At 60.3% G+C, this 22,839-nt stretch carries 19 protein-coding genes; all 19 read right to left on the reverse strand.

Annotation, left to right across the window (positions count from 1 at the left end; genetic code table 11):
- Positions 1–11: 11 nt before the first annotated feature.
- The 19 genes from lpxC to ACSQ8V_RS15860 all read right to left on the reverse strand — a co-directional run bounded on the left by lpxC (position 12) and on the right by ACSQ8V_RS15860 (position 22,829).
- Complete coding sequence (gene lpxC / locus ACSQ8V_RS15770; RefSeq protein ID WP_213767325.1) at positions 12–929, reverse strand: UDP-3-O-acyl-N-acetylglucosamine deacetylase; 918 nt, start codon at positions 927–929, stop codon at positions 12–14.
- Between the two features lie 366 nt (positions 930–1,295).
- Positions 1,296–1,799, reverse strand: coding sequence for a peroxiredoxin (locus ACSQ8V_RS15775; protein ID WP_436206288.1), 504 nt, complete (start codon positions 1,797–1,799; stop codon positions 1,296–1,298).
- A 265-nt stretch (positions 1,800–2,064) separates the two neighbouring features.
- Positions 2,065–3,258 (reverse strand): cell division protein FtsZ, encoded by a 1,194-nt coding sequence (ftsZ, locus tag ACSQ8V_RS15780; RefSeq protein ID WP_436206289.1) that lies wholly within the window; start codon positions 3,256–3,258, stop codon positions 2,065–2,067.
- A gap of 99 nt (positions 3,259–3,357) precedes the next feature.
- Entirely contained in the window at positions 3,358–4,590 is a 1,233-nt protein-coding gene (ftsA, locus tag ACSQ8V_RS15785; protein WP_031360698.1) for a cell division protein FtsA, read from the reverse strand.
- A gap of 27 nt (positions 4,591–4,617) precedes the next feature.
- Positions 4,618–5,370, reverse strand: coding sequence for a cell division protein FtsQ/DivIB (locus ACSQ8V_RS15790; RefSeq protein WP_213767327.1), 753 nt, complete (start codon positions 5,368–5,370; stop codon positions 4,618–4,620).
- A 12-nt stretch (positions 5,371–5,382) separates the two neighbouring features.
- Positions 5,383–6,330, reverse strand: coding sequence for a D-alanine--D-alanine ligase (locus ACSQ8V_RS15795; protein ID WP_436206290.1), 948 nt, complete (start codon positions 6,328–6,330; stop codon positions 5,383–5,385).
- Positions 6,327–7,739, reverse strand: coding sequence for a UDP-N-acetylmuramate--L-alanine ligase (gene murC / locus ACSQ8V_RS15800; protein ID WP_436206291.1), 1,413 nt, complete (start codon positions 7,737–7,739; stop codon positions 6,327–6,329). The genes ACSQ8V_RS15795 and murC overlap by 4 nt, the downstream gene beginning before the upstream one ends.
- Entirely contained in the window at positions 7,736–8,881 is a 1,146-nt protein-coding gene (gene murG / locus ACSQ8V_RS15805; protein ID WP_436206292.1) for an undecaprenyldiphospho-muramoylpentapeptide beta-N-acetylglucosaminyltransferase, read from the reverse strand. The genes murC and murG overlap by 4 nt, the downstream gene beginning before the upstream one ends.
- The gene (gene ftsW, locus ACSQ8V_RS15810; RefSeq protein ID WP_213767331.1) at positions 8,878–10,215 is read right to left on the reverse strand and encodes a putative lipid II flippase FtsW; all 1,338 of its coding nucleotides are present in this window, start codon (positions 10,213–10,215) and stop codon (positions 8,878–8,880) included. The genes murG and ftsW overlap by 4 nt, the downstream gene beginning before the upstream one ends.
- Positions 10,212–11,723: a UDP-N-acetylmuramoyl-L-alanine--D-glutamate ligase gene (gene murD, locus ACSQ8V_RS15815; protein ID WP_436206293.1), complete on the reverse strand. Its 1,512-nt coding sequence runs from the start codon at positions 11,721–11,723 to the stop codon at positions 10,212–10,214. Before murD ends, ftsW begins: the two co-directional genes overlap by 4 nt.
- Before the next feature lie 30 nt (positions 11,724–11,753).
- On the reverse strand, positions 11,754–12,923 hold the full coding sequence (mraY, locus tag ACSQ8V_RS15820; RefSeq protein ID WP_031360691.1) for a phospho-N-acetylmuramoyl-pentapeptide-transferase: 1,170 nt from the start codon (positions 12,921–12,923) through the stop codon (positions 11,754–11,756).
- Positions 12,924–12,938: 15 nt separating this feature from the next.
- Positions 12,939–14,351 (reverse strand): UDP-N-acetylmuramoyl-tripeptide--D-alanyl-D-alanine ligase, encoded by a 1,413-nt coding sequence (locus ACSQ8V_RS15825; protein ID WP_436206294.1) that lies wholly within the window; start codon positions 14,349–14,351, stop codon positions 12,939–12,941.
- Positions 14,348–15,889 carry a UDP-N-acetylmuramoyl-L-alanyl-D-glutamate--2,6-diaminopimelate ligase gene (locus ACSQ8V_RS15830; RefSeq protein WP_436206295.1) on the reverse strand — a complete coding sequence of 514 codons (1,542 nt, stop codon included), beginning with the start codon at positions 15,887–15,889 and terminating at the stop codon, positions 14,348–14,350. Before ACSQ8V_RS15830 ends, ACSQ8V_RS15825 begins: the two co-directional genes overlap by 4 nt.
- Positions 15,886–17,751, reverse strand: a complete 1,866-nt coding sequence (locus ACSQ8V_RS15835; protein ID WP_436206296.1) for a peptidoglycan D,D-transpeptidase FtsI family protein — start codon at positions 17,749–17,751, stop codon at positions 15,886–15,888. Before ACSQ8V_RS15835 ends, ACSQ8V_RS15830 begins: the two co-directional genes overlap by 4 nt.
- Complete coding sequence (gene ftsL, locus ACSQ8V_RS15840) at positions 17,748–18,092, reverse strand: cell division protein FtsL (protein WP_213767336.1); 345 nt, start codon at positions 18,090–18,092, stop codon at positions 17,748–17,750. Before ftsL ends, ACSQ8V_RS15835 begins: the two co-directional genes overlap by 4 nt.
- The gene (rsmH, locus tag ACSQ8V_RS15845) at positions 18,089–19,054 is read right to left on the reverse strand and encodes a 16S rRNA (cytosine(1402)-N(4))-methyltransferase RsmH (RefSeq protein ID WP_436206297.1); all 966 of its coding nucleotides are present in this window, start codon (positions 19,052–19,054) and stop codon (positions 18,089–18,091) included. Before rsmH ends, ftsL begins: the two co-directional genes overlap by 4 nt.
- Positions 19,055–19,082: 28 nt before the next feature.
- Positions 19,083–19,511: a division/cell wall cluster transcriptional repressor MraZ gene (gene mraZ / locus ACSQ8V_RS15850; protein ID WP_436182783.1), complete on the reverse strand. Its 429-nt coding sequence runs from the start codon at positions 19,509–19,511 to the stop codon at positions 19,083–19,085.
- A 398-nt stretch (positions 19,512–19,909) separates the two neighbouring features.
- Positions 19,910–20,569: a 2-polyprenyl-3-methyl-6-methoxy-1,4-benzoquinone monooxygenase gene (gene coq7, locus ACSQ8V_RS15855; protein ID WP_436206298.1), complete on the reverse strand. Its 660-nt coding sequence runs from the start codon at positions 20,567–20,569 to the stop codon at positions 19,910–19,912.
- Positions 20,570–21,155: 586 nt separating this feature from the next.
- Complete coding sequence (locus ACSQ8V_RS15860; protein WP_436182786.1) at positions 21,156–22,829, reverse strand: long-chain fatty acid--CoA ligase; 1,674 nt, start codon at positions 22,827–22,829, stop codon at positions 21,156–21,158.
- Positions 22,830–22,839: the final 10 nt, after the last annotated feature.

Below are 22,839 nucleotides of genomic sequence, written 5' to 3' on the forward strand. Positions count from 1 at the left end.
TGCTAAATACCTTACGCGAACGCCGTTTGAGTATCGAAAGCGAAACCACGCGGTGCCGCTTGCTTATCCTCGAACGTGACGATTTCATACGCGTCTTCGTGCGCCAGTAATTCACGCAACAACATGTTATTCAATGCGTGACCGCCTTTATACGCGGCATACGACGCCAGCAGAGGATGACCAATGACATACAAATCGCCAATCGCATCCAGCATCTTGTGCTTCACAAACTCGTCTTCGTAACGCAAACCGTCGTTATTCAGAATGCGGTATTCGTCCAGCACAATAGCGTTATCCATACTGCCGCCCCGTGCCAAGCCGAGTTCACGCATCATTTCCACTTCATGCGCAAAACCGAACGTCCGTGCCCGAGCAATATCCCGGACATAGGACGTATTCGCAAAATCCACTTCAAGCGCCTGTCCGGTTTTATCGACAGCCGGATGCCGGAAATCAATGGTGAATTTCAGTTTGAAGCCGAAATACGGCTCAAGGCGCGCGAATTTATCGCCGTCGCGGATTTCAACCGGCTTCGTCACCTTGATAAATTTCTTTGCCGCGTTCTGCTCTTCAATACCCGCCGACTGAATCAGAAACACGAACGAAGCAGCGCTGCCATCCATAATCGGAATTTCTTCAGCCGTGACATCGACATACAGATTGTCGATACCCAGTCCCGCACATGCCGACATCAAATGTTCGATAGTCGAAACGCGCGCGCCGTCCTTCTGCAACACCGAAGCCAGGCGCGTGTCGCCGATAGCCATGGCCGACACGGGAATGTCCACCGCCACAGGCAGGTCGATACGCGCAAAGACAATACCAGTATTGGCCGGCGCGGGCCGAAGCGTCAAATCCACCTTACGACCCGAATGCAGGCCGATCCCGACGGTTTTGACGATGGTTTTAATGGTTCGCTGCTTCAACATAATTTTTTTCGCTTCGATTGTGACTCTCGATTGAGAGAATCAATCGTGAATTTGTATTCAATAGCGCGAAGTATACTCCAATCGCCTCGCGTCGTCCCGGGAGGAGCCTTGCAACTTGTTTCTCCAGGTTACCGGGTAATGGCATCACATCGGGTGCTGTGCCACGCGAAAGCGAGGAGGGTCGGGCCGATGACCGGAATGGAGGCATTCCCGGACATCGGCACCGCGTTACGGCTTTGTTGCGACTTTGTTGCGGCATATTTCAAGAGGCCGCCCAACCGTCATTTTATGTCGCACGAATGCAACATATCGTCCGGCTTAAGGCCCTGAAATGAGCGCGACATCAGCTCAACATTGCTTCAAACATCAGCCCAACGTCGCCAGTACGCTCTCAGCGCTGCTGACTTCAAACTTGCCGGGTGCTTCGAGATTCAGCGTCTTGACCACGCTGTCCTCGACCACCATTGCGTAACGCTGGGAGCGAATTCCCATGCCACGCTCCGACAAATCCTGCTCCAGGCCGAGTGCTCGGGTAAAACGTGCGCTGCCGTCGGCGATCATCTTCACCTTGCCCGAGGTTTGAAGATCGCGTCCCCACGCGTTCATCACGAACGCGTCGTTGACGGAGACACACCAGATTTCATCGATACCCGCCGCAGCCAGCTTCTCCGCGTTGTCGATAAAACCTGGCACGTGCCTGGCGGAACAGGTGGGCGTGAACGCGCCCGGCAATCCGAAGATCACCACGCGCTTGCCCGCCGTCCGCTCGCGCGCCGAGAAACCGTTCGGTCCCACGGCGCAACCCTCCGTCGCCACATCGATAAATTCGAAGAGGCGTTCGTCGGGCAGCGTTTCACCTGTCTTGATCATGGATCGGCCTTTCACTGAGTCAGTGCTGGTCACGCCAGCGATTTGCACCTTGATTTATCACATCAGAAGCTCGTTCCACTGCCGCTTAACGTGTCGATCTCATCCCAATATAGACGATGATGAACGCAATCGAGGCGGTCACTCGGCCACAGTCCAGCGTCCAGAAGACGCGGCCTGAGAACGAGGCAGAACAATCGTCGCCTGAGACTTTTGCCAACGGGCGCTTAAATAAAACAACTAAAACCAGCCGCCCCGGCAAGAATCATCAGTCTGCCTGCTTGCGCAAGAACGCCGGAATGTCGTATGTGTCGACGCCCTTTTCCTGCAGCGCCTGCACGTGCGAAGCCGCTGTTTCACGCGTCTGACGCCACACAGCCGGCGCTTCCAGCGCGCCGTAATCCGTACCGTTCGATTGCTGCGGCGCGTAGCTGTGCTGTGCGTGCGCGAACGCTACGTTGTCCGTGCCTGTTTTCAGCAGGGTCATCGGGACGGCTTGTTGCTTCTTCGCCGCACGGCCAAGGCCCGTTGCCACCACCGTCACGCGCAATGCATCGCCCATCGCGTCGTCATACACCGCGCCGAAGATCACGGTCGCGTCTTCTGCTGCGTACGACTTGATGGTGTTCATCACTTCACGCGTTTCCGACAAGCGCAGCGAACGGCTCGACGTAATGTTCACCAGCACGCCACGTGCCCCCGACAGATCCACGCCTTCCAGCAGCGGACTTGCCACGGCTTGTTCAGCAGCCAGGCGCGCGCGATCGACACCGGCGACCGTCGCCGTGCCCATCATTGCCTTGCCTTGCTCGCCCATCACCGTCTTCACGTCTTCGAAGTCGACGTTGACCAGCCCGTCGACGTTGATGATTTCCGCGATGCCGGCAACAGCGTTGTTCAATACGTCATCAGCGCACTGGAAGCACTTGTCCATCTCAGCGTCATCGCCCATCACCTCGAACAGCTTGTCGTTGAGAACGACGATCAGCGAGTCGACGTGATCCTCCAGTTGCTGCGATCCCGCTTCAGCCACGCGCATGCGGCGGCCGCCTTCAAACTCGAACGGCTTGCTGACCACACCTACGGTCAAAATACCCATTTCCTTGGCGATCTGAGCCACGACTGGCGCGGCTCCCGTACCCGTGCCGCCACCCATGCCTGCGGTGATGAACACCATGTGCGCGCCGCGCAATGCATCGGCAATACGCTCACGCGCATCTTCCGCTGCGGCCTTGCCCATGTCCGGCTTCGCACCCGCTCCCAGACCCGTGTTGCCCAACTGGATCACCTGGGTAGCACGCGAACGCGCGAGCGCCTGCGCATCCGTATTCATCACGATGAAGTCCACGCCCTGGACCCCGCGGTTGATCATGTGCTGCACCGCGTTTCCGCCTGCACCACCAACACCAACGACCTTGATGATCGTTCCGTTGGTTTCCGTTTCCAGCATTTCGAAATCCATATTGCCTCCGTCAAGAATGAAAATCGGCGTTATTCGGCAAGAGATCGGGCAACCTCTTGTCGCGCGCCAGCCGCCGGCACCAGCGCGAATTCTTTGTGTTCAAAAATTTCCCAGGAACCAATCTTTCATGCGTCCCAAAACCTGTCCCATCGAGCCGGACTGAACAGCAACCTTGCGGCCGCGCATGCGTTGCGAACGGCCTTCGACGAGCAAACCCATCGCGGTGGAATAACGCGGATTGCGAACCACGTCCGCCAGACCGCCCGCATATTCGGGCACGCCGATACGCACCGGCTTCAGGAAGATGTCTTCGCCGAGTTCGACCATGCCGGGCATCATCGATGCACCGCCGGTCAGCACCACGCCGCTGCTCAGCAATTCTTCGTAGCCCGATTCGCGCACGACCTGCTGCACGAGCGAGAACAGTTCTTCAACGCGCGGTTCGACAACAGCGGCCAGCGCTTGACGTGACAATGTGCGCGGACCGCGCTCGCCGAGTCCCGGCACTTCGATCATTTCGTCCGGATCAGCCAGCGCCTGTTTCGCGATCCCGTAGCTCACCTTGATATCTTCGGCATCGGGCGTTGGCGTACGCAAAGCCATGGCCACGTCGCTCGTGATCTGATCGCCGGCGATCGGAATCACCGCCGTATGACGGATCGCGCCTTCGCTGAAGATCGCGATGTCAGTCGTACCGCCACCGATATCGACGAGCACCACGCCGAGTTCCTTCTCGTCCTCAGTCAGCACAGCCAGCGACGAAGCCAGCGGCTGCAAGATCAAGTCGTTCACTTCGAGCCCGCATCGACGCACGCACTTCACGATGTTCTGCGCCGCGCTCACCGCGCCCGTCACGATATGCACCTTCACTTCCAGCCGGATGCCGCTCATGCCGATCGGCTCGCGCACATCTTCCTGCCCATCGATGATGAATTCCTGCGTCAGGATATGCAGCACCTGCTGATCGGTCGGGATGTTGATCGCCTTGGCCGTTTCGATCACGCGCGCCACGTCGGTCTGCGTGACTTCCTTGTCCTTGATGGCAACCATGCCGCTCGAATTGAAGCTGCGAATGTGGCTCCCGGCGATGCCGGTGAACACATTCGTGATCTTGCAATCGGCCATCAGTTCGGCTTCTTCGAGCGCGCGCTGGATCGACTGGACCGTGGCTTCAATATTCACCACCACGCCCTTCTTCAATCCCTTCGAGTCGCTTTGCCCGAGCCCGATCACCTCGTAGTGGCCTTCGCCTTTCAACTCGGCGACGATAGCCACCACCTTCGACGTCCCGATGTCGAGGGCGACCAGCAAGTCTTTGTAGTCTTTGCTCATAGGGTGCTCATTGCCTGTGATGTCTGCTTACTTCTTCGCTTTGTCGGTGTCGCTGATGAAGCGCATGCCGGCGGCCTTGATTGCAAAGCCGTTCGGATAGCGCAAATCCGCGTACTCGATGTCATTTCCCCACCGCCCCGTCACCGCCGACCACGCCGCCACGAACCGTCGGCTGCGATCAAACAACGTGTCCTGATTGCGCTCGCGCCCCAATTCGATCTGCGTCCCGTTCGAAAGCTTCACTGTCCACGCATATCGCGGCGACAAGATGACTTCTTCCGGATGCGCGTCGAGCGGTGCGAACCACTTCGTGAAATCGTGATAGCGCGCCACCACTTCTTTCGCCGATCCATCCGGCCCTTCGAACGCGGGCAGGTCGTCATCGAGCTCGCCCTGGTTCGCCGTGAACAGATCGCCGTCCACACTCACCAGTTGATCCGTACCCCACGTGCCAAGCGGCTTGAATTCTTCAAGCGTGACCGCCAGCGCATTCGGCCACACGCGCCGCACGCTCGCGTGGCGTACCCACGGCATCTGTTCGAACGCGGTGCGTGCAGCGTCGAGATCGACAGTAAAGTAGTTGCCCTTCAAGTGCCCCACCACGCTCGCGCGCACGGTCGGCGAATTGATGTGCAATGTGTCGCCATCAATCTGGATCTCGCGCAGGCGGAACTCCGGCCGCTGGATCGCCCAGTAACCGGCGGCCGCCAGCAGCACGAACACGAGCAATACGTGCAGTGCGTTGGCCGTGAGGTTCAGTTGGCGAGCGTTATTCCACATGTCTTTTTACGTCTAATCCTGCAATGTCAACGACAACACCTTCACCACCAGGTCCTTGTAGCTAATCCCGACTGCACGCGCCGCTTTCGGCGGCAGCGAGTGGTCCGTCATACCCGGCGCGGTGTTCACTTCCAGGAAGTACGGATTGCCATCACCGTCCATCATGAAATCGGCGCGGCCCCAGTCGGTGCAGCCCAGCACATCGAACGCGCGGCGTGAAAGTACCTTCATGCGCGCTTCGTCGGCGGGCGTGAGGCCGCAGGGAATCGGGTACTGCGTGTCGTCGGCGATGTACTTCGCGTTGTAGTCGTAGAACTCGCCGGCCGGCACGATCTTGATGATCGGCAAATCCAGGTCACCCGCGATACAGCACGTGTATTCACCGCCGCCTTCAATGCTCTTCTCGACCAGCACGATCTTGTCGAACTTCGCCGCTTCGATCAGCGCCGGCACCAGCGTTTCCGCGCTCTTCACCTTGATCACGGCAACGCTAGACCCTTCGCTCGCCGGTTTCACGAACAGCGGCAAACCAAGCTTCGCCACACTCTTCTGCGCCGCGGCTTCGTAGTCATCGCCGCGCATCACGACTTCGAACGGCGGCGTGGGTACGCCGGTTTGCTGCCAAACAAGCTTCGTGCGGAATTTATCGAGGCCGAGCGCCGAACCGAGCACGCCGCTGCCCGTGTACTTGATGCCGTAAAAGTCGAGCGCGCCCTGCAACTGGCCATTCTCGCCATACCCGCCATGCAACGCGATAAACACACGCGCAAACCCTTCGGACTTCAACTCGGCCAGCGGCCGTTCCGCCGGATCGAACGGATGCGCGTCGATGCCTGCATCGCGTAATCCCTGCAGCACGAGACGTCCCGAATTCAGCGATACCTCGCGCTCAGCCGTTTCCCCGCCAAGCAGCACGGCCACTTTGCCAAATACCTTGGGATCGATTACGTTGCTCGTCATTTCAAAACCTTTGCATCCTGAACTTGCGTCGTCAGCCGAGCGCATACGCCGCCGATAGAACCGGCGCCCATCGTGATCACTACGTCGCCATTGCGTGCCAGCGTGGCAATCGCGTCCGGCATCTCATCCACCGTTTCGACAAACACCGGCTCCACTTTTCCCGCCACACGAATCGCACGCGCTAACGCGCGGCCATCGGCGGCGACGATCGGCGCTTCGCCTGCCGCGTAGACGTCGGTGAGCACGAGGGCGTCGACGGTCGATAACACCCGCACGAAGTCTTCGAAGCAATCGCGCGTGCGCGTGTATCGATGCGGCTGGAACGCGAGCACAAGACGCCGGCCAGGAAATGCGCCGCGCGCCGCCGCGACCGTCGCGGCCATTTCGACCGGGTGATGACCGTAGTCGTCAATCAGCGTGTAGGCGCCGCCTTCGGACGCTTTCACGTTCACTTCGCCGTAGCGCTGAAAACGCCGGCCTACGCCGGTAAATTCCTGGAGTGCCGTCTGGATATCGGCATCTGAGACTTCAAGTTCAGTCGCAATCGCAATAGCAGCCAGCGCGTTCTGCACGTTGTGCGTGCCCGGCAGATTCAACACGATGTCCAACGGCGTTGCGTCTTCACGCAACGTCGTGAAATGCATCTTGCCGTCGCGCGCTTCCACGTTCACCGCGCGCACTTGCGCTTCAGCACCGAGGCCATATCGGATGATCGGCTTCGACACGAACGGCAGAATTTCACGCACGTTCGGATCGTCCACGCACAGCACCGCAATGCCGTAGAACGGCAGCCGATGCGTGAATTCGATAAACGCCTGCTTCAGCCGCGCGAAGTCATGGCCGTAGGTGTCCATGTGATCGGCATCGATGTTCGTGATGACTTCGATCACCGGGAACAGGTTCAGGAACGACGCATCCGATTCATCGGCTTCAGCCACGATGAAATCGCCCGTCCCCAGTCGCGCATTCGCGCCCGCGCTGATCAAACGACCACCGATCACGAAGGTCGGATCAAGCCCGCCCGCGGCCAGCACGCTTGCCACCAGCGACGTGGTCGTGGTCTTGCCGTGCGTGCCGGCAATCGCAATACCCTGCTTCAGGCGCATCAGCTCCGCGAGCATCACGGCGCGCGGCACGATCGGAATCCGGCGATGGCGCGCGGCCAGCACTTCGGGGTTATCGGAACGCACGGCGGTGGACACGACCACGGCATTCGCGCCGTCGATGTTCTCTTCCCGATGCCCGATCGCCACGCGTGCGCCCAGCGTGGAGAGGCGATCGGTCACGCCGTTGCTCGTCAGATCCGAGCCGCTGACCTGATAGCCGAGGTTGAGCAACACCTCCGCAATGCCGCTCATCCCCGCGCCGCCAATGCCGACGAAGTGAATGTGTTTGACGATATGTTTCATGGCTGGATTTCCTTCGGCGCTTGTATCAGCGCGCTCAAGCCGGCTACATCGGCGCAGACCCGGCCGACGCGTTCAGCCGCGTCGGGTTTCGCCAGGGCGCGAGCTTTTACGGCCATCGAGGCCAGCGTCTCGCGAGTCTGTTCACGCAACCAGCCAGCGAGCTTTTCCGCCGACAAATCGCGCTGTTGTATTAAGTGGGCCGCGCCCGCATTAGCGAGGAACGCGGCGTTGGTGGTCTGGTGGTCATCGACGGCGAAGGGGAACGGCACGAACAACGCCGCCACGCCAACCGCCGCGATCTCCGATACGGTCATCGCGCCCGAGCGGCAGATCACGAGATCCGCTGCGGCATAGGCGCTCGCCATGTCGTCGATAAACGGCACCAGTTGAACGTCGTCATCCGCCGATAAGCCCGCTGCCGCATAGTTCGCTTTCAACGCATCGATATGCTTCGCGCCCGCCTGATGCACGACGCGCGGACGCATCGCGGGGTCGAGCAATGCGAGCGCTTTCGGTACGGTTTCATTCAAAGCGGCTGCACCCAGACTTCCCCCGACGACCAGAACGTTAAGGCGCGCATCAGCATCTACATTCCGCGCGGCGTAGCGTTCTTTGGGTGGCAATGCTTCGCTAAGTTCCGCACGAATTGGATTTCCGGTCCATTCAGCATTCGGCAGCGCATTCGGGAACGCGACCAGCACGCGTTTGGCCACATGCGCGAGGACCTTGTTCGCCAGTCCCGCGATTGAATTCTGTTCGTGGAGCACGAGCGGCGTGCCGCTCAGCTTCGACATCAAACCCGCCGGAAACGTGATGTATCCGCCCATGCCGAGCACCACATCCGGCTTCACCTTACGCAGCGCGTGCAGACTTTGCGAGCATGCGCGCAGCAGGTTCACCGGCAGCATCAGCTTCGTCTTGATGCCCTTGCCGCGCACACCGCCGAAGCGCACGTACTCCATCGCGATACCGTGCTTCGGCACAAGCGTCGCTTCCATGCCCGACGCATTGCCGAGCCACACGACACGCCAGCCGCGCGCCTGCATCCAGTGAGCGACCGCGAGCCCCGGGAACACGTGTCCCCCGGTGCCGCCGGCCATCACCATCAGCGTGCCTGCGCGCGGCGACGTCGAAACCGTCATACCTTGCCTCCGCGCATGAGCACCCGGTTTTCGTAGTCCACGCGCATGAGTACCGCCAGTGCGACGCAATTCAGCAAGATGCCCGAACCGCCATAGCTCACCAGCGGCAACGTGAGACCTTTGGTCGGCAACAAGCCGAGGTTCACGCCCATGTTGATGAAAGTCTGCGCGCCGAACCAGAGGCCGATACCCTTCGCCATCAAACCAGCAAACGTGCGGTCGAGCGCGAGCGCCTGACGGCCGATTTCGAACGCGCGCCGCACGATCCAGTAGAACAGCAGGATCACGATCAGCACGCCGACGAAACCCAGTTCCTCGCCGATCACCGCGAGGATGAAGTCGGTGTGCGCTTCCGGCAGATAGTTAAGCTTCTCGACACTGCCGCCCAGCCCCACGCCGAACCATTCGCCGCGGCCGAACGCGATCAGCGAATGCGTCAACTGATACGCCTTGCCTTGTGCATAGCGGTCGTCCCACGGATCGAGGTAAGCGAAGATCCGTTCACGACGCCACGGCGATGCCCACACCAGCAACGCGAATGTGCCAACGGCCGTTGCAACCAGGCCGCCGAACAACTTGGCGTTCACGCCGCCGAGGAACAGCACGCCCATGGCGATGACCGCGATCACCATGAACGCGCCCATGTCCGGCTCGAGCAGCAACAACGCGCCGACGAAACCCACCGCGACGGCCATCGGCAAAAAGCCACGGCCAATGCTGTTCATGAACTCCTGCTTGCGCACCGTGTAGTTGGCCGCGTAGATGGTCACGGCGAGCTTCATGATTTCCGATGGCTGCATGTTCGTGATGCCGAGCGGAATCCAGCGGCGCGCACCGTTCACGCCCTTGCCGATGTGCGGAATCAGCACGATCACCAGCAGGAACAGCGAGAACAGGAAGAACTTCGCCGCGTACTTGTCCCACGTGGACACCGGAATCTTGAACGCGATAATCGAGGCCACGACGGCCGTTGCTATCGACACAAGATGGCGTACCAGGAAGAAGTAGTCGTGGTACTGCGCATATTTCGGCGAATCCGGCATGGCGATGGAAGCTGAATACACCATCACGATACCGAGCCCGAGCAACGCGATGGTCACCCACAGCAGCGAGTAGTCGTAGTCGAGCATGCGCGAACGGATAGGCGTCACGCCGTTGACCGCGCTCGAAATGCCGCTCGTGCGCTCGGCCACGCGCGCACCGAGGCCGCCAAGCCCACCCGCGCCGCCCGTGCGGTCCGTACGCGAGGTGCGGCCGCCGAGCGTGGCGCTGTCGTTGGCAACAGCGTTGCGTTGACCGGTCAGTTTCGAGCCAAAACGTTCGGACCAGCTCATAGCATCACTCCCCGATCTGCCGCAATGTCGGCCACCGCTTGCCGGAATACGTCCGCCCGATGTCCGTAGTTTTTAAACATGTCGAAGCTGGCGCACGCGGGCGACAGCAATACCGCGTCGCCAGGCTGGGCCAGAAGCGCTGCGGCCTGCGTGGCGGCTTCGAGCGTTGCGTGGTCGTGCATCGGTACGTCCGTGTCCGCCAGCGCCTCACGAATGCGCGGGGCATCGCGGCCAATCAGCATCACGGCCCGGCACCAACGCGCGACGGGCGCTGCGAGCGGCGAAAAATCCTGGCCCTTGCCGTCACCGCCAGCGATCAGCAGCGTCTTTTGCGCCAGGCCATCGAGCGCCGCGACGGTCGCGCCGACGTTCGTGCCTTTGCTGTCATCGACGAAATCAATGCCTTCTATTTGCGCGATCACTTCCACGCGATGCGGCTCGCCCTGGTATTCACGCAAGCCATGCAACAGCGAAGCAAGCGGCAAATCGATCGCCCTTGCGAGCGCCAAACCAGCCAGCGCATTCGCTGCGTTATGCAGACCGCGAACGCGCAGTGCATCGACGGGCATCAGGCGTTTCGAATACACATTCGGCTCAGCGGCGACATCGCTTTTACGCCGGCGCGTGGGCGCGGGTTCACCGCTGAGGTCGCGGTCATTGCCTTGCGCGAGCCACGCGATACCGTTCTCGCGCAGCAGGCCGTAATCGCCGAGACGCTTCGGCTCGTTCAGGCCGAACGTGACCACTAGCCCGGGATTTCCCGATCCCAGCGCCATCGTCCGCGCGTCATCACGATTGAGCACACGCACCGTCTTTTCACCAAAGATGCGGCCCTTCGCTGCAGCGTAAGCGTCAAGGCCGCCATGCCAGTCCAAATGATCCTGCGTAATGTTGAGCACAGCAGCAGCGTCCGGCGCGAACGAGTGTGCCGTCTCAAGCTGAAAACTCGACAACTCCAGCACCCAGACATCGGGCAGCGCAGTGTTGTCGATTGCTTCACTTAACTTGTCCAGCATCGCCGGGCTGATGTTTCCCGCCACCGCCACGGTCTTGCCGGCACGTTCACACAACAGCCCAGTCAGCGCGGTCGTCGTGGTCTTGCCGTTGGTGCCCGTAATGGCGATCACCTTCGGCGCATAGCCGTTCGCGCCAAGCGACTTCAACGCTTGCGCGAACAATTCCAGCTCGCCCCACACAGGGACGCCGCGTTCCCGCGCGGCGTCGAGGAGCGGCCTCAAATCATCAGCCAGAGGCGACAGTCCCGGGCTGATTGCAACAATTTCGATACCGCCATCGAGCAGCGCCGGCGTGAATTCACCGCCGACAAACTCCGCATCGATGCCATGCACAGCGAGCTCCGACAGGTTCGGCGGCGTGGCGCGGGTATCGGCCACGCGCAGACGGCACCCGTGACGCGCGCACCAACGCGTCATCGCGAGGCCGGATTCACCGAGCCCCAGCACAAGCACCATCGGACTTTGCCGATCGAAGAACTTCTCGCCAAACATCGCTTTACCTTTTTCCTGGCCAACTAAAAATCAACGCAACTTCAGCGTCGACAAACCAAACAGACACAACATCAGCGTGATGATCCAGAAGCGCACGACGACCTGCGTTTCCTTCCATCCCGACAACTCGAAGTGGTGATGCAGCGGCGCCATCTTGAAGATGCGCCGCCCTTCGCCGAAGCGTTTTTTCGTGTACTTGAAATAGCTCACCTGCATCATCACGGAGAGCGTTTCCGCGACGAACACGCCGCCCATGATGAACAACACGACTTCCTGCCGCACGATCACGGCGATGGTCCCGAGCGCGCCGCCGAGCGCGAGTGCGCCGACATCGCCCATGAAGACTTGCGCGGGGTGCGTGTTGTACCAGAGAAACGCGAGCCCCGCGCCCCCCATTGCAGAACAAAAGATCAATAACTCGCCGGCCCCGGGAATGTGCGGGAACAACAAGTACTTCGAGTACACCGAGCTACCCATCACATAAGCAAACGCGCCCAGCGATGCGCCCACCAGCACGACCGGCATGATGACGAGACCGTCGAGGCCATCGGTGAGATTCACCGCGTTGCTCGAACCGACGATCACCAGGTACGTCATCGCGATGAAACCCCACGTGCCGAGCGGATAGCTGATCGATTTAAGGAACGGCAGCATCAAGTCCGCACGCGCGGGCAAACCCATCGACAGACCGCTTCGCACCCACGCCATGAACAGATCGAACACGCGCGCGTTGTTCGCCTCCGACACGCTGAACGCGAGATACACGGCGGCGAACAAACCGATCACCGATTGCCAGAAATACTTTTCCCGCGACGACATTCCGCGCGGGTCTTTATGCACGACCTTGCGGTAGTCATCGACCCAGCCGATCACGCCGTAACCGAACGTGACGAGCATCACGATCCACACGAAGCGATTGGTCAGGTCAGCCCAGAGCAAGGTGGAAAACGCGATGCCCAACAGGATCAGCACGCCACCCATGGTCGGCGTGCCGGACTTCACCAAATGCGTTTGCGGGCCGTTCGTACGCACGGCCTGACCGACCTTCAACGAGGTCAATTTGCGAATCACCCACGGGCCGCAGACGAGGCCGACGAACAACGCCGTGATCGTCGCGCCGACTGCGCGGAACGTGAGGTAGGTAAACACGCGCAGAAAACTGGCGTCATTCTGAAGCCATTGCGCGAGTGCGAGTAGCATGCTGGTCCTTCTTCTTCAGTGCGCAGCGGGCGTTTTGCCCGCTGCGGGTTGGTGTGGACTCGTCACGGCGTCCACCACGCGTTCCATCTGCATGAAGCGCGAGCCTTTCACGAGAAACGTGGCGTCGGGTCCGAAGCCGGCGCCGGTGAGTGCCGCAATGAGCGAGGTGATATCGGTGAAATGCTGTCCTGTCGGGCCGAACGCTTTGCTTGAATCGATGCTGGCGTCGCCAAGTGCATAAAGCACATCGATACCCCGTTGCGCCGCGTAAGCACCCACCTCGCGATGAAACGCCGGGCCCTGGTCGCCGACTTCGCCCATGTCGCCCATCACCAGCACGCGCGGTGACGGTTGCGACGCTAGCACGTCGATAGCCGCGCGCATGGAGTCGGGATTCGAGTTGTACGTATCGTCGATAACAGTCGCGCCTTCGATCGGTTTGAGCATCGCGCGCTTCACTTGCAGGCGGCCCTTTACCGGTTTAAACGCTTCGAGCCCGCGCTTGACGGCATCGAGTGAAACGCTCGCGGCAAGAGCGGCAGCCGTAGCCGCCAACGCGTTGCGCGCGTTGTGTTCGCCCAGTACTTGCAACGCGACCTCGAGCGAGCCTTGCGGCGTGTTGATCTCAAGCTTCGCGCCAACCAGCTTGCCGGTCACCGCCGCTTCGCTTTGCGACGCGTCCGTATGCAACGCGAAATCCAGAATCGGATTGCCCGTCGCGGCGACGCGCCAGATGCTGGCGTATTTATCGTCGGCGGGGAAAACAGCCGTGCCGTTGGCGGCCAGCGCGTGAATCACCGACGCATGCTCCAGCGCGACCGCTTCCACCGTCGCCATGAATTCCTGATGCTCGCGTTGCGCGTTGTTGACGACTGCGACCGTCGGCGCGGCGATCTTGCCGAGCGTTTCAGTTTCGCCCGGATGATTCATGCCGAGCTCGATGACCGCCAGCTTGTGCGTCTCGTTCAGGCGAAATAACGTCAACGGCAAGCCGATGTCGTTATTGAAATTGCCCGCCGTCGCGAGCCGCGCGCTTTCGCCCACAGCCGCCGCGAGGATCGACGCGATCATTTCTTTGACCGTAGTCTTGCCATTGCTGCCGGTGACTGCAATCAGCGGAATCGTAAAGCGCTTGCGCCAGCCGTGGGCCAATGCGCCGAGCGCCACGCGTGTGTCCTTGACCTTGATCGCGGGCACAGTGAAATTGGCCGGCGCGTGCGTGATCAACGCCGCCGCAATGCCGCGCTGCGCCACTTGCGGCAGGAACGTGTGGGCATCGAAACGATCGCCCTTGATCGCGATGAACAGATCACCCGGACCCGCCGTGCGGCTATCGGTTGATACCCGGTCGAACGCGACGTTTTCATCGCCGATAACGACCGCACCCGGAATCTGCAAGGCGGCATCGCGTAGTGTGAAGAGCGTCATTCGCCACCTCCGCGTGCTTGCGTGGCGCGAGCGGCAAGCGCCAGGCGTGCGTGATCCTGATCGGAGAAAGCGCGCTTTTTTCCCATGATTTCCTGCGTGGCTTCGTGACCCTTGCCGGCCAGCACGACCACGTCCTCGCGTGCCGCGGTGCGGATCGCCTGAAGGATCGCGCTCGCGCGGTCTTCTATGCGGCGGGCTTTCGACGCGTCCTGAAAGCCCGCCGCAACCTGATCGATGATCGCAAGCGGATCTTCGCCGCGGGGGTTGTCGCTGGTAATCACGACGTGATCCGCATTCTTCTCGGCAATGGCGCCCATTAGCGGCCGCTTGGTCGCATCCCGATCGCCACCGCAACCGAACATGCAGATCAGTTGACCGCCTCGCGCTTCGGCGATTGGCCGCAGCGCTGCCAGCGTTTTCTCGAGGGCGTCCGGCGTATGCGCATAGTCGATCACCACCAGCGGCTCATCGTTCTGCAAACGGCCGCCGAGGCGTTGCATCCGTCCATTCACCGGCTCGAGTTTCGCGATCTGCGCAAGCGCGGCGTCGAGCGGAATCTGCGCCGCCAGCAGCGCGCCCAGCACGCCGAGCAGGTTGCTCACGTTGAACTCGCCGAGCGTCGCGACTTCCACGTCCGCGTCGCCCCAGTCGGAACTCAGGTGGAACGCCGTGCCGGTTGCAGTTGCGCGCACGCGGCTGGCAAGCAGCAATGCGTCGGCTTTGACTTCGGCTCCGGCGCCATTTTCGATGCCGTACGCAATCGTTCGCGTCCTGCCGTGACACGATGCAATCAAACGCTGACCAGCCGGATCGTCGCGATTGATGACAGCGGCTTTCAAAGCCGGCCACGCGAACAGCTTCGCCTTCGCCGCTTCGTACGCGGCGAACGTGCCGTGATAGTCCAGATGATCCTGCGTGAGATTCGTGAAGATCGCGATGTCGAACTTCGTGCCATTCACGCGGCCCTGATGCAGCGCATGCGACGACACTTCCATGGCCACGGCCTTCGCGCCGCCGGTCTTGAATTGGGCAAACGTACGTTGCAGTTGTGGCGCGTCCGGCGTCGTGAAACCGGAATGCACGAGCTTACCCGGCATGCCGCTGCCGAGCGTGCCGACCACCGCGCACGGCCTGCCCAACGCCGACAGCGCCGTTGCAAGCCAATGGCTGCACGACGTCTTGCCGTTCGTGCCGGTTACGCCCGCAACCAGCATGGAGTCGGTGGGTTCGCCGTACCACGCCGATGCAATCGGCCCGGCCAGTTCATTCAGCCCCTTGACCGCGAATGCACGCGACGCGTCTGGCTTGCCGGTGAAATTCTCCGGCTGATACAGCACGGCAGCGGCGCCCTTTTCGAATGCGGCATCGATAAAAGGACGGCTATCCGCGCCATCCACGGCGTAGGCAAAAAACACGTCACCGGGTTTCAGCGAACGCGAGTCGGCGTGCAACTGCGCGCCGGCGTCCACGTGCGCACGCAACCACTCAACCGCTTTCGCGATCTGCGCCTGCTGCTTGACCAAATCCAGGCCGCTCATCGGACGACTCCCGGGTGATTCTTCGAGTTCGTCGATACCTTCAGCTTCTTCGGCGGATTCGTGTTCGTGTTCGTCGCGTCCGGCTTCTTGATGTCCGTGGCAGGCGTGCTGGAAGCGGGGTCGTCGGACACCACCATCTGCTTCACCGCCATGTCCGGCGGGACATTCAACGAGCGCAGCGTGTCCCCGACGATTGCCGAGAACACCGGCCCCGACACCTGGCCGCCAAAGTGGCTGCCGGCCGTCGGTTCATCGACCGAAACCGCCACCACGATGCGCGGATCAGGCATGGGTCCCATGCCGACAAACGATGCGCGATACCGCGATTTATCGTAGCCACGTCCTGCGTGCTTGTACGCCGTACCCGACTTACCCCCCACGCGATACCCCGGCACGGCCGCATCCGGCGACGTGCCGCCCTTCGCCGTCACCATTTCGAGCATGGCGCGCACTTCACGCGCAGTGGTCGGCGCAAACACTTGCGGGCCCGTCACGGGCGCGTCGCCCGGCGTCCGGAAAATGGAGACCGGCAACACTTGCCCATCATGCGCGATGGCCGTGTACGCGCGCGCCAACTGGAACAGCGACGCCGACAGGCCATAGCCATACGACATGGTCGCCTGTTCGATCCGGCGCCAGCTTTTCCAGGGCCGCAGCCGGCCCGACACCGCGCCCGGGAAGCCCACTTTCGGCGCCTGCCCGAGCCCGATGCTCGTATACATGTTCCACATCTCTTCAGGCTTCAACTGCATCGCGATCTTGGTCGCGCCAATGTTGCTCGACTTCTGGATCACGCCGCCCACGGTCAGCACGCCGAACCCCGAGTCGTCGGTAATTCGCGCACCGTCGAGCACGAACGAACCGTTGCCGGTATCCACCAGCGTATTCGGCGTGACGCGATGCAGATCGAGCGCCAGCGAAATGGTGAACGGCTTCATGATCGAGCCCGGCTCGAACGTGTCCGTCATGATCCGGTTACGCAATTGCTCGCCGGTCATGCGCGAGCGGTCGTTCGGGTTATAGGTTGGATAATTGACAAGCGCGAGCACCTCGCCCGTCTTCACGTCGATCACGATCGCCGCACCCGCCTTCGCCTTGAACTTCTCCACGGCGGCTTTCAGGTTCGTGTACGCGATGTACTGGATCTTGCTGTCAATGGACAACTCCACGTCCTCGCCGTCATGCGGCACGACTTGCTCGTCCACGTCCTCGACGATATGCCCCATCCGGTCCTTGATCACGCGACGCATGCCCGGCGTACCGGCGAGAATGCCCTGATCGCCAAGTTCGACGCCTTCCTGACCCTTGTCTTCAATATTAGTAAAGCCGATCAGATGCGCCGTGATCTCGCCTTCGGGATAAAAGCGCTTGTATTCACCACGCGAATAAATCCCGGGGATGTCCAGAGCCGTAACTTTCTGCGCGACCTCGATCGACACCTGGCGCTTCACATAGACAAAGGTCTTGTCCATGGAGAGCTTCGCGCGCAATTCCTTCGGCGACATATCGAGCAGTGTGGCGAGCTCGCCGAGCTTGTCGGCGCCGAGATCATCGGGAACGGCTTCGGGGATCGCCCAGATCGCCTTCACCGGCAAACTGGTCGCGAGCACGAGGCCGTTGCGGTCCTTGATCTGGCCGCGCGTGGCCGGCATTTCGAGCGTGCGCTGATAGCGGCTTTCACCCTGCTTCTTGAAGAACGCGTTGCCCGGACCCTGGATCCAGAACGCACGCCCCGCGAGCGCGACGAATGCCATGAACAGCATGAACACGACGAGCTTCGAGCGCCACATGGGGAGGCGCACCGAGAGAATGGGATTGGGCGTGAAGGCGACGCCCTTGTTTTTCTTTGGCGACGGTTTCATCGTTTCACCCCGCGTGCGGGAGGAGCCGACGCCGGAACGGGCGCAGGCAACGGCGCGTCCGTGGCCTTCGACGTCGCCGGGTCATAGTTCAGATATTGCGTGCGGCCCGTGGTGACGGGCAGCATTTTCAGGGACGTAGTAGCCAACTGCTCGATGCGCGAAGTTTTCGACAACGCGCTCTGCTGATATTGAAGCTGCGAAAAATCCTGCTGCAACTGGCGCTCTTCCGACTGCGCCCGCTGCACATTGATAAAAATCTGCCTTTGCTTGTTCGAGGCGTTCACCGCCGACAGCGCGCAACCGAGCACAACGATCAACAGGAAGATGTTGAGACGGTTCATGGCGCTGCCTGCCCGCTAGGCTGCTCAGTAATACGTTCGGCAATCCGCATGACAGCGGAGCGCGCGCGCGGGTTCGCCGCGACTTCCGCGTCAGACGCAAACACACGGCCAATCAGCTTGAGTGGCGGACTGGGGAGGTCGACGGCACGAATCGGCAGGCGGCGGTCGATCACAGGCCCGCTTGCGTGGGCCTGCATGAAACGTTTGACGATCCGGTCCTCGAGCGAATGAAAGCTGATCACGACGAGGCGCCCCCCTTGCTCCAACAACGCCAATGCTGCGTCCAGAACTACTTGCAGCTCCGCAAGCTCTTGATTGATGTGAATCCGTATAGCCTGAAAGGTGCGGGTTGCCGGATCCTTACCCTTCTCACGGGTTTTGACGACATGACCCACGATTTGGGCAAGCTCGCCCGTGGTGACGAGAGGCCCAAGACGGTCGGACTCTGCCCGGCGAGCAACAAGCGCCTTTGCAATCTGAAAAGCAAACCGTTCTTCCCCATAATCTTTAATCACCTCCGTCAGTTCCTGCACCGTTGCCCGTGCCAGCCATTCCGCAGCGGATTCGCCACGGCTCGGGTCCATCCGCATGTCGAGCGGGCCATCGGCCCTGAAGCTGAAGCCGCGATCCGGATCGTCCACTTGCGGCGACGACACCCCCAGATCCAGCAACACGCCCGACACTTTCCCTACTCCTCGCTTGGCAGCGGCATCGGCTAACGAGGCGAAACTCTCATGCACAATGGAAAATCTTGAATCCTGAATCTGCGCCGCTGTAGCAATAGCCAACGGGTCTTTGTCGAAGGCAATGAGCCGGGCGCCTTCCGCCAGCTTCGTCAGGATCAGACGGCTATGGCCGCCCCGTCCAAACGTTCCATCTATATAAGTACCGTCAACACGCGTGACGAGCCCATCTACCGCCTCATCCAGCAGCACCGTGCGATGCTGCAATTCATTTTTCATCGCAGGGGCCATGTTCTTTAGCGCCGCGTCAAAACGTAAAATTCTTCAGCGCGTCGGGCATGCCTTGCGCCATTGCCGCTTTTTCCTTCTCGGAGTAAGTCACTGTGTCCCACACTTCCAGGTAGTTACCCATTCCGAGCAACGTCACTTCTTTAGTCAGCGATGCCGCCGCGCGTAATTCCGGCGACACCAATACCCGTCCAGCGCTATCGAGCTCGACATCCATGGCGTTGCCGAGATAGATCCGGCGAACCCAGATTGCGTCCATAGGGAGTGCAGCGATTTTCGAGCGAAAGATTTCCCACTCAGGGCGAGGAAAGAGCAACAGGCATCCATCCGGGCTCTTGGTGAGCGTAACCCGGCCTTCTGCCTGTCCTTGCAGCGCTTCCCGATAGCGAGACGGGACGGACATCCGTCCTTTCGCATCGAGCGACAGCGCCGAAGCCCCTTGGAACACTCGCCCTCTCCTCTTCACGCCACGGCGGCGCGTCACGACTTTGTTGGAATATGCCTGAAAATGCTCTCTGAATCACACAAAAATACACTTTCTCACACCATTTCCCACTGTAGAGGAAGGCATTTCGCCGGTCAATACGATCTGGCATTTTTTGACTAAATTTGTTTGTTAGAACAATGACTTAGCGCAGACCGCTAAAGTAGGGTGAAATTTCGAAAAGCGTTATGAATGAATGACGTAGTGGCGAATGTGAAGGTAGTACGTGAAATGACGGACAAAGACTAGGGGATGGTTTTGTTCCGCGAAGGCCCGCGCGAGGAATTGCGGGTCAGATGGAACGCAGAAACAGGAGAGAAGTGAGAGCGCATCCCGCCGGATCCGGCGAGATGCGTGATTGATTAAATATAGTACGCCGTGCGGGTCATGACCTTCGATGTCGCGCGCATCAGCGCCCGCACCGGAAACGGCAATTCGACGCCGCCAGCGTTGATGGCCGCGGCGGCATGCGCAGCTTCATCCGAACGCATTTGCTCGACGATCGCGCGCGATGCGTGGTCGTTCGCGGGCAGACTCGTCATATGGCTGTTCAGGTGCTTCTCCACCTGACGCTCGGTTTCCGCCATGAACCCCAGACTGACCCGGTCACCAAACCTTCCCGCGATAAACCCCAGCGCCAGCGACCCGCCATACCACAATGGGTTGAGCAGGCTGGGCCGTGAGTCGAGATCGCGCAAACGCTGCATGGTCCACGCCAGGTGGTCTTCTTCCTCGCGCGCAGCTTCCTCGAAGCCGCGCTTCAACGTGGTCGACTTGGTCGCGAGCTTTTGCGCCTGATACAGCGCCTGCGCGCACACCTCGCCAACGTGATTCACGCGCATCAACGCCGCCGAATGCGCCTTCTCTTCCGCGCTCAATGCTGTATCCGCTACGTCAGCGGGAGGCTCAGCATTGTCCACTTGAACCGGAGGCGCCTCTGGTATGGGGCGTGACATCCGGGATACGCCGGTCATCGACCGTAGTCCACGATCGAACTCAGAGATCAGTTCATCGAGTGTCATTTCATAACTCCTGTTTCGATCTCCTGAGCGATCTTGATCGGGCGGAGACCGATCGTCCAACTAACAAATTATCTACACTTTAAAACGCGTAATTAGGGCAGATACGGGTCGTAAATATGTCGGAAACCTGGATTTTACCGCATGTTGCGTAAACGTCACATGCGGGTAATTGACCGGCGGCTTTTGCTTTGTCGCTAAAGGCCTCTTTGTTACATTACGTTCAACTTTGATTTTGAAGTACCCGGCGGGGACGTCAACATACTGGCGCCAAGAACAGTGACCTTGCCAAACAGTTTCAACACTGTGGAGATCATCAGCGAAAAAGTCGCTTCTCGCTGTGGCCAACATCAACGGCCTGTCGCCAGCGTCGACGCAGAACCGGATCACCGCGCTGGCCGACGTCCGTCACACGTTCTAATAAGTCGTAATAACGTAGTTGTCTTGAAAGGCGCCTTCGGGCGCCTTTTTTTCGTGCTGATTCCGGACTGGATCGAGTCGGCTTCGATGCATGCACTGAAAAAAAGCCTCCGCATCTTGCGATGCGAAGGCCTGCTGTTTATTTCGCGCTTCGGCAGTTGATTCGTGTTCAGGCGTTGCCGTCGCGCAACTCACGGCGCAATATCTTGCCGACATTACTCTTCGGCAATTCCGTCCGGAACTCGATCACGCGCGGCCGCTTGTAGCCCGTCAACCGCTCTTTACAAAAAGCCATCACATCGGCTTCGGTCAAATGCGGATCGCGGCGAACGACAAACAGTTTGACCGCTTCGCCCGAGGTCGCATCCTTCACGCCGACGGCCGCCACTTCGAAGACGCCCGGAAGCTTCGCCACCACATCCTCGATCTCGTTCGGGTACACGTTGAAGCCCGACACCAGGATCATGTCCTTCTTGCGGTCTACGATCTTCACGTATCCGCGTTCGTCCATGATGCCGACGTCACCCGACTTGAAGAAGCCGTCGGGGGTCATCACTTTCGCCGTCTCATCGGGACGGTTCCAGTAACCCGCCATCACCTGCGGACCGCGAATGCAGATCTCGCCGGGCTGGCCAAGCGGCATGTCGTTGTTGTCGTCGTCGCGGATGGCCAGTTCGGTGGAGGGGAACGGCAAGCCGATCGTGCCGGTGTATTCGGTAGCGGTCACCGGATTGCACGTCACGCAGGGAGATGTTTCGGATAACCCATAACCTTCGATAATCGGCGAACCGGTGACCTCGAACCATCGTTTCGCCACGGCTTCCTGCACGGCCATGCCGCCGCCGTTCGCCGCGATCAGCTTGGAAAAATCAAGCTTGGCGAATTCCGGATTATTCAGCAGCGCGTTATACAGGGTGTTCACAGCGGGAAACGTGTTGATCTGAAAGCCTTTCAGCTCCTTGATCGTGCCGGGGATATCGCGCGGATTCGGAATCAGGATACCCAGGCCGCCCGTGCGCAGAGTCAGAAAGCCGCAAACGGTCAGCGCGAAGATGTGATAAAGCGGCAGCGCCACGACGGTCACGAATTGATCGATGTCCGGCCGGCTCTTACGTCCAGGTTCGAGCCAGACTTCGGACTGCAAGACGTTCGCAATCAGGTTCCGATGCAACAGCATCGCGCCCTTCGCTACACCTGTCGTGCCACCTGTGTACTGGAGAAAAGCGATGTCGTCGGGACCTTGCTTGATGGGTTTGAGCGTTTCGCGTGCACCTTCTCGAAGGGCTGCGTTGAAACTCGCATGGCCGGGGAGACTCCACGCCGGCACCAACTTCTTCACACGCCGCACGACGAAGTTGACGATCACGCCTTTCGCGCCCATCAGGTCGCCCATCGACGCCACCACCACGTGCTTGATCGCGGTGTTTTTCACGACGGCCTGCACGGTATGCGCGAAGTTCTCGAGCACGACGATTGCCTCGGCTCCCGAATCCCTCAACTGATGCTCAAGTTCGCGCGGCGTGTAGAGCGGATTGACGTTCACAACGACATAACCCGCGCGCAAAATGGCGGCAATCGCGACCGGGTACTGCAGCACGTTCGGCATCATGATTGCGACGCGTGCGCCGGTCTTAAGCCCGCGCGACTGGAACCACGCCGCTAGCCGGCTGGACAGCGTGTCGAGTTCGCCATAGGTGATCGCCTTGCCCATACAGACAAACGCGTGTTTGCTGCGATGTTCGCGAAAACTTTCTTCCAATAGGTCGGAAAGCGAATTGTACTGAGTCGCATCGATTTCCTCGGGCACGCCTGCCGGATAGGACTTCAGCCAAATTTTTTCCATACGGCGTCTC

Origin of the sequence: Caballeronia sp. LjRoot31 (assembly GCF_964253885.1) — a bacterium.
Taxonomy (GTDB): Bacteria; Pseudomonadota; Gammaproteobacteria; order Burkholderiales; family Burkholderiaceae; genus Caballeronia.

Bases quoted from the DNA above. Each gene is read 5' to 3' on its own strand.
- ACSQ8V_RS15790 (WP_213767327.1), bottom strand. From the start codon at position 5,370: ATGTGGAATAACGCTCGCCAACTGAACCTCACGGCCAACGCACTGCAC.
- rsmH (WP_436206297.1), bottom strand. From the start codon at position 19,054: ATGAAAAATGAATTGCAGCATCGCACGGTGCTGCTGGATGAGGCGGTA.
- ftsW (WP_213767331.1), bottom strand. From the start codon at position 10,215: ATGAGCTGGTCCGAACGTTTTGGCTCGAAACTGACCGGTCAACGCAAC.
- mraY (WP_031360691.1), bottom strand. From the start codon at position 12,923: ATGCTACTCGCACTCGCGCAATGGCTTCAGAATGACGCCAGTTTTCTG.
- murC (WP_436206291.1), bottom strand. From the start codon at position 7,739: ATGAAACATATCGTCAAACACATTCACTTCGTCGGCATTGGCGGCGCG.
- murD (WP_436206293.1), bottom strand. From the start codon at position 11,723: ATGTTTGGCGAGAAGTTCTTCGATCGGCAAAGTCCGATGGTGCTTGTG.
- ftsL (WP_213767336.1), bottom strand. From the start codon at position 18,092: ATGAACCGTCTCAACATCTTCCTGTTGATCGTTGTGCTCGGTTGCGCG.
- lpxC (WP_213767325.1), bottom strand. From the start codon at position 929: ATGTTGAAGCAGCGAACCATTAAAACCATCGTCAAAACCGTCGGGATC.
- ACSQ8V_RS15795 (WP_436206290.1), bottom strand. From the start codon at position 6,330: ATGACGAGCAACGTAATCGATCCCAAGGTATTTGGCAAAGTGGCCGTG.
- murG (WP_436206292.1), bottom strand. From the start codon at position 8,881: ATGACGGTTTCGACGTCGCCGCGCGCAGGCACGCTGATGGTGATGGCC.
- ftsZ (WP_436206289.1), bottom strand. From the start codon at position 3,258: ATGGATTTCGAAATGCTGGAAACGGAAACCAACGGAACGATCATCAAG.
- ACSQ8V_RS15825 (WP_436206294.1), bottom strand. From the start codon at position 14,351: ATGACGCTCTTCACACTACGCGATGCCGCCTTGCAGATTCCGGGTGCG.
- ftsA (WP_031360698.1), bottom strand. From the start codon at position 4,590: ATGAGCAAAGACTACAAAGACTTGCTGGTCGCCCTCGACATCGGGACG.
- ACSQ8V_RS15835 (WP_436206296.1), bottom strand. From the start codon at position 17,751: ATGAAACCGTCGCCAAAGAAAAACAAGGGCGTCGCCTTCACGCCCAAT.
- ACSQ8V_RS15830 (WP_436206295.1), bottom strand. From the start codon at position 15,889: ATGAGCGGCCTGGATTTGGTCAAGCAGCAGGCGCAGATCGCGAAAGCG.
- ACSQ8V_RS15775 (WP_436206288.1), bottom strand. From the start codon at position 1,799: ATGATCAAGACAGGTGAAACGCTGCCCGACGAACGCCTCTTCGAATTT.
- ACSQ8V_RS15860 (WP_436182786.1), bottom strand. From the start codon at position 22,829: ATGGAAAAAATTTGGCTGAAGTCCTATCCGGCAGGCGTGCCCGAGGAA.
- coq7 (WP_436206298.1), bottom strand. From the start codon at position 20,569: ATGACACTCGATGAACTGATCTCTGAGTTCGATCGTGGACTACGGTCG.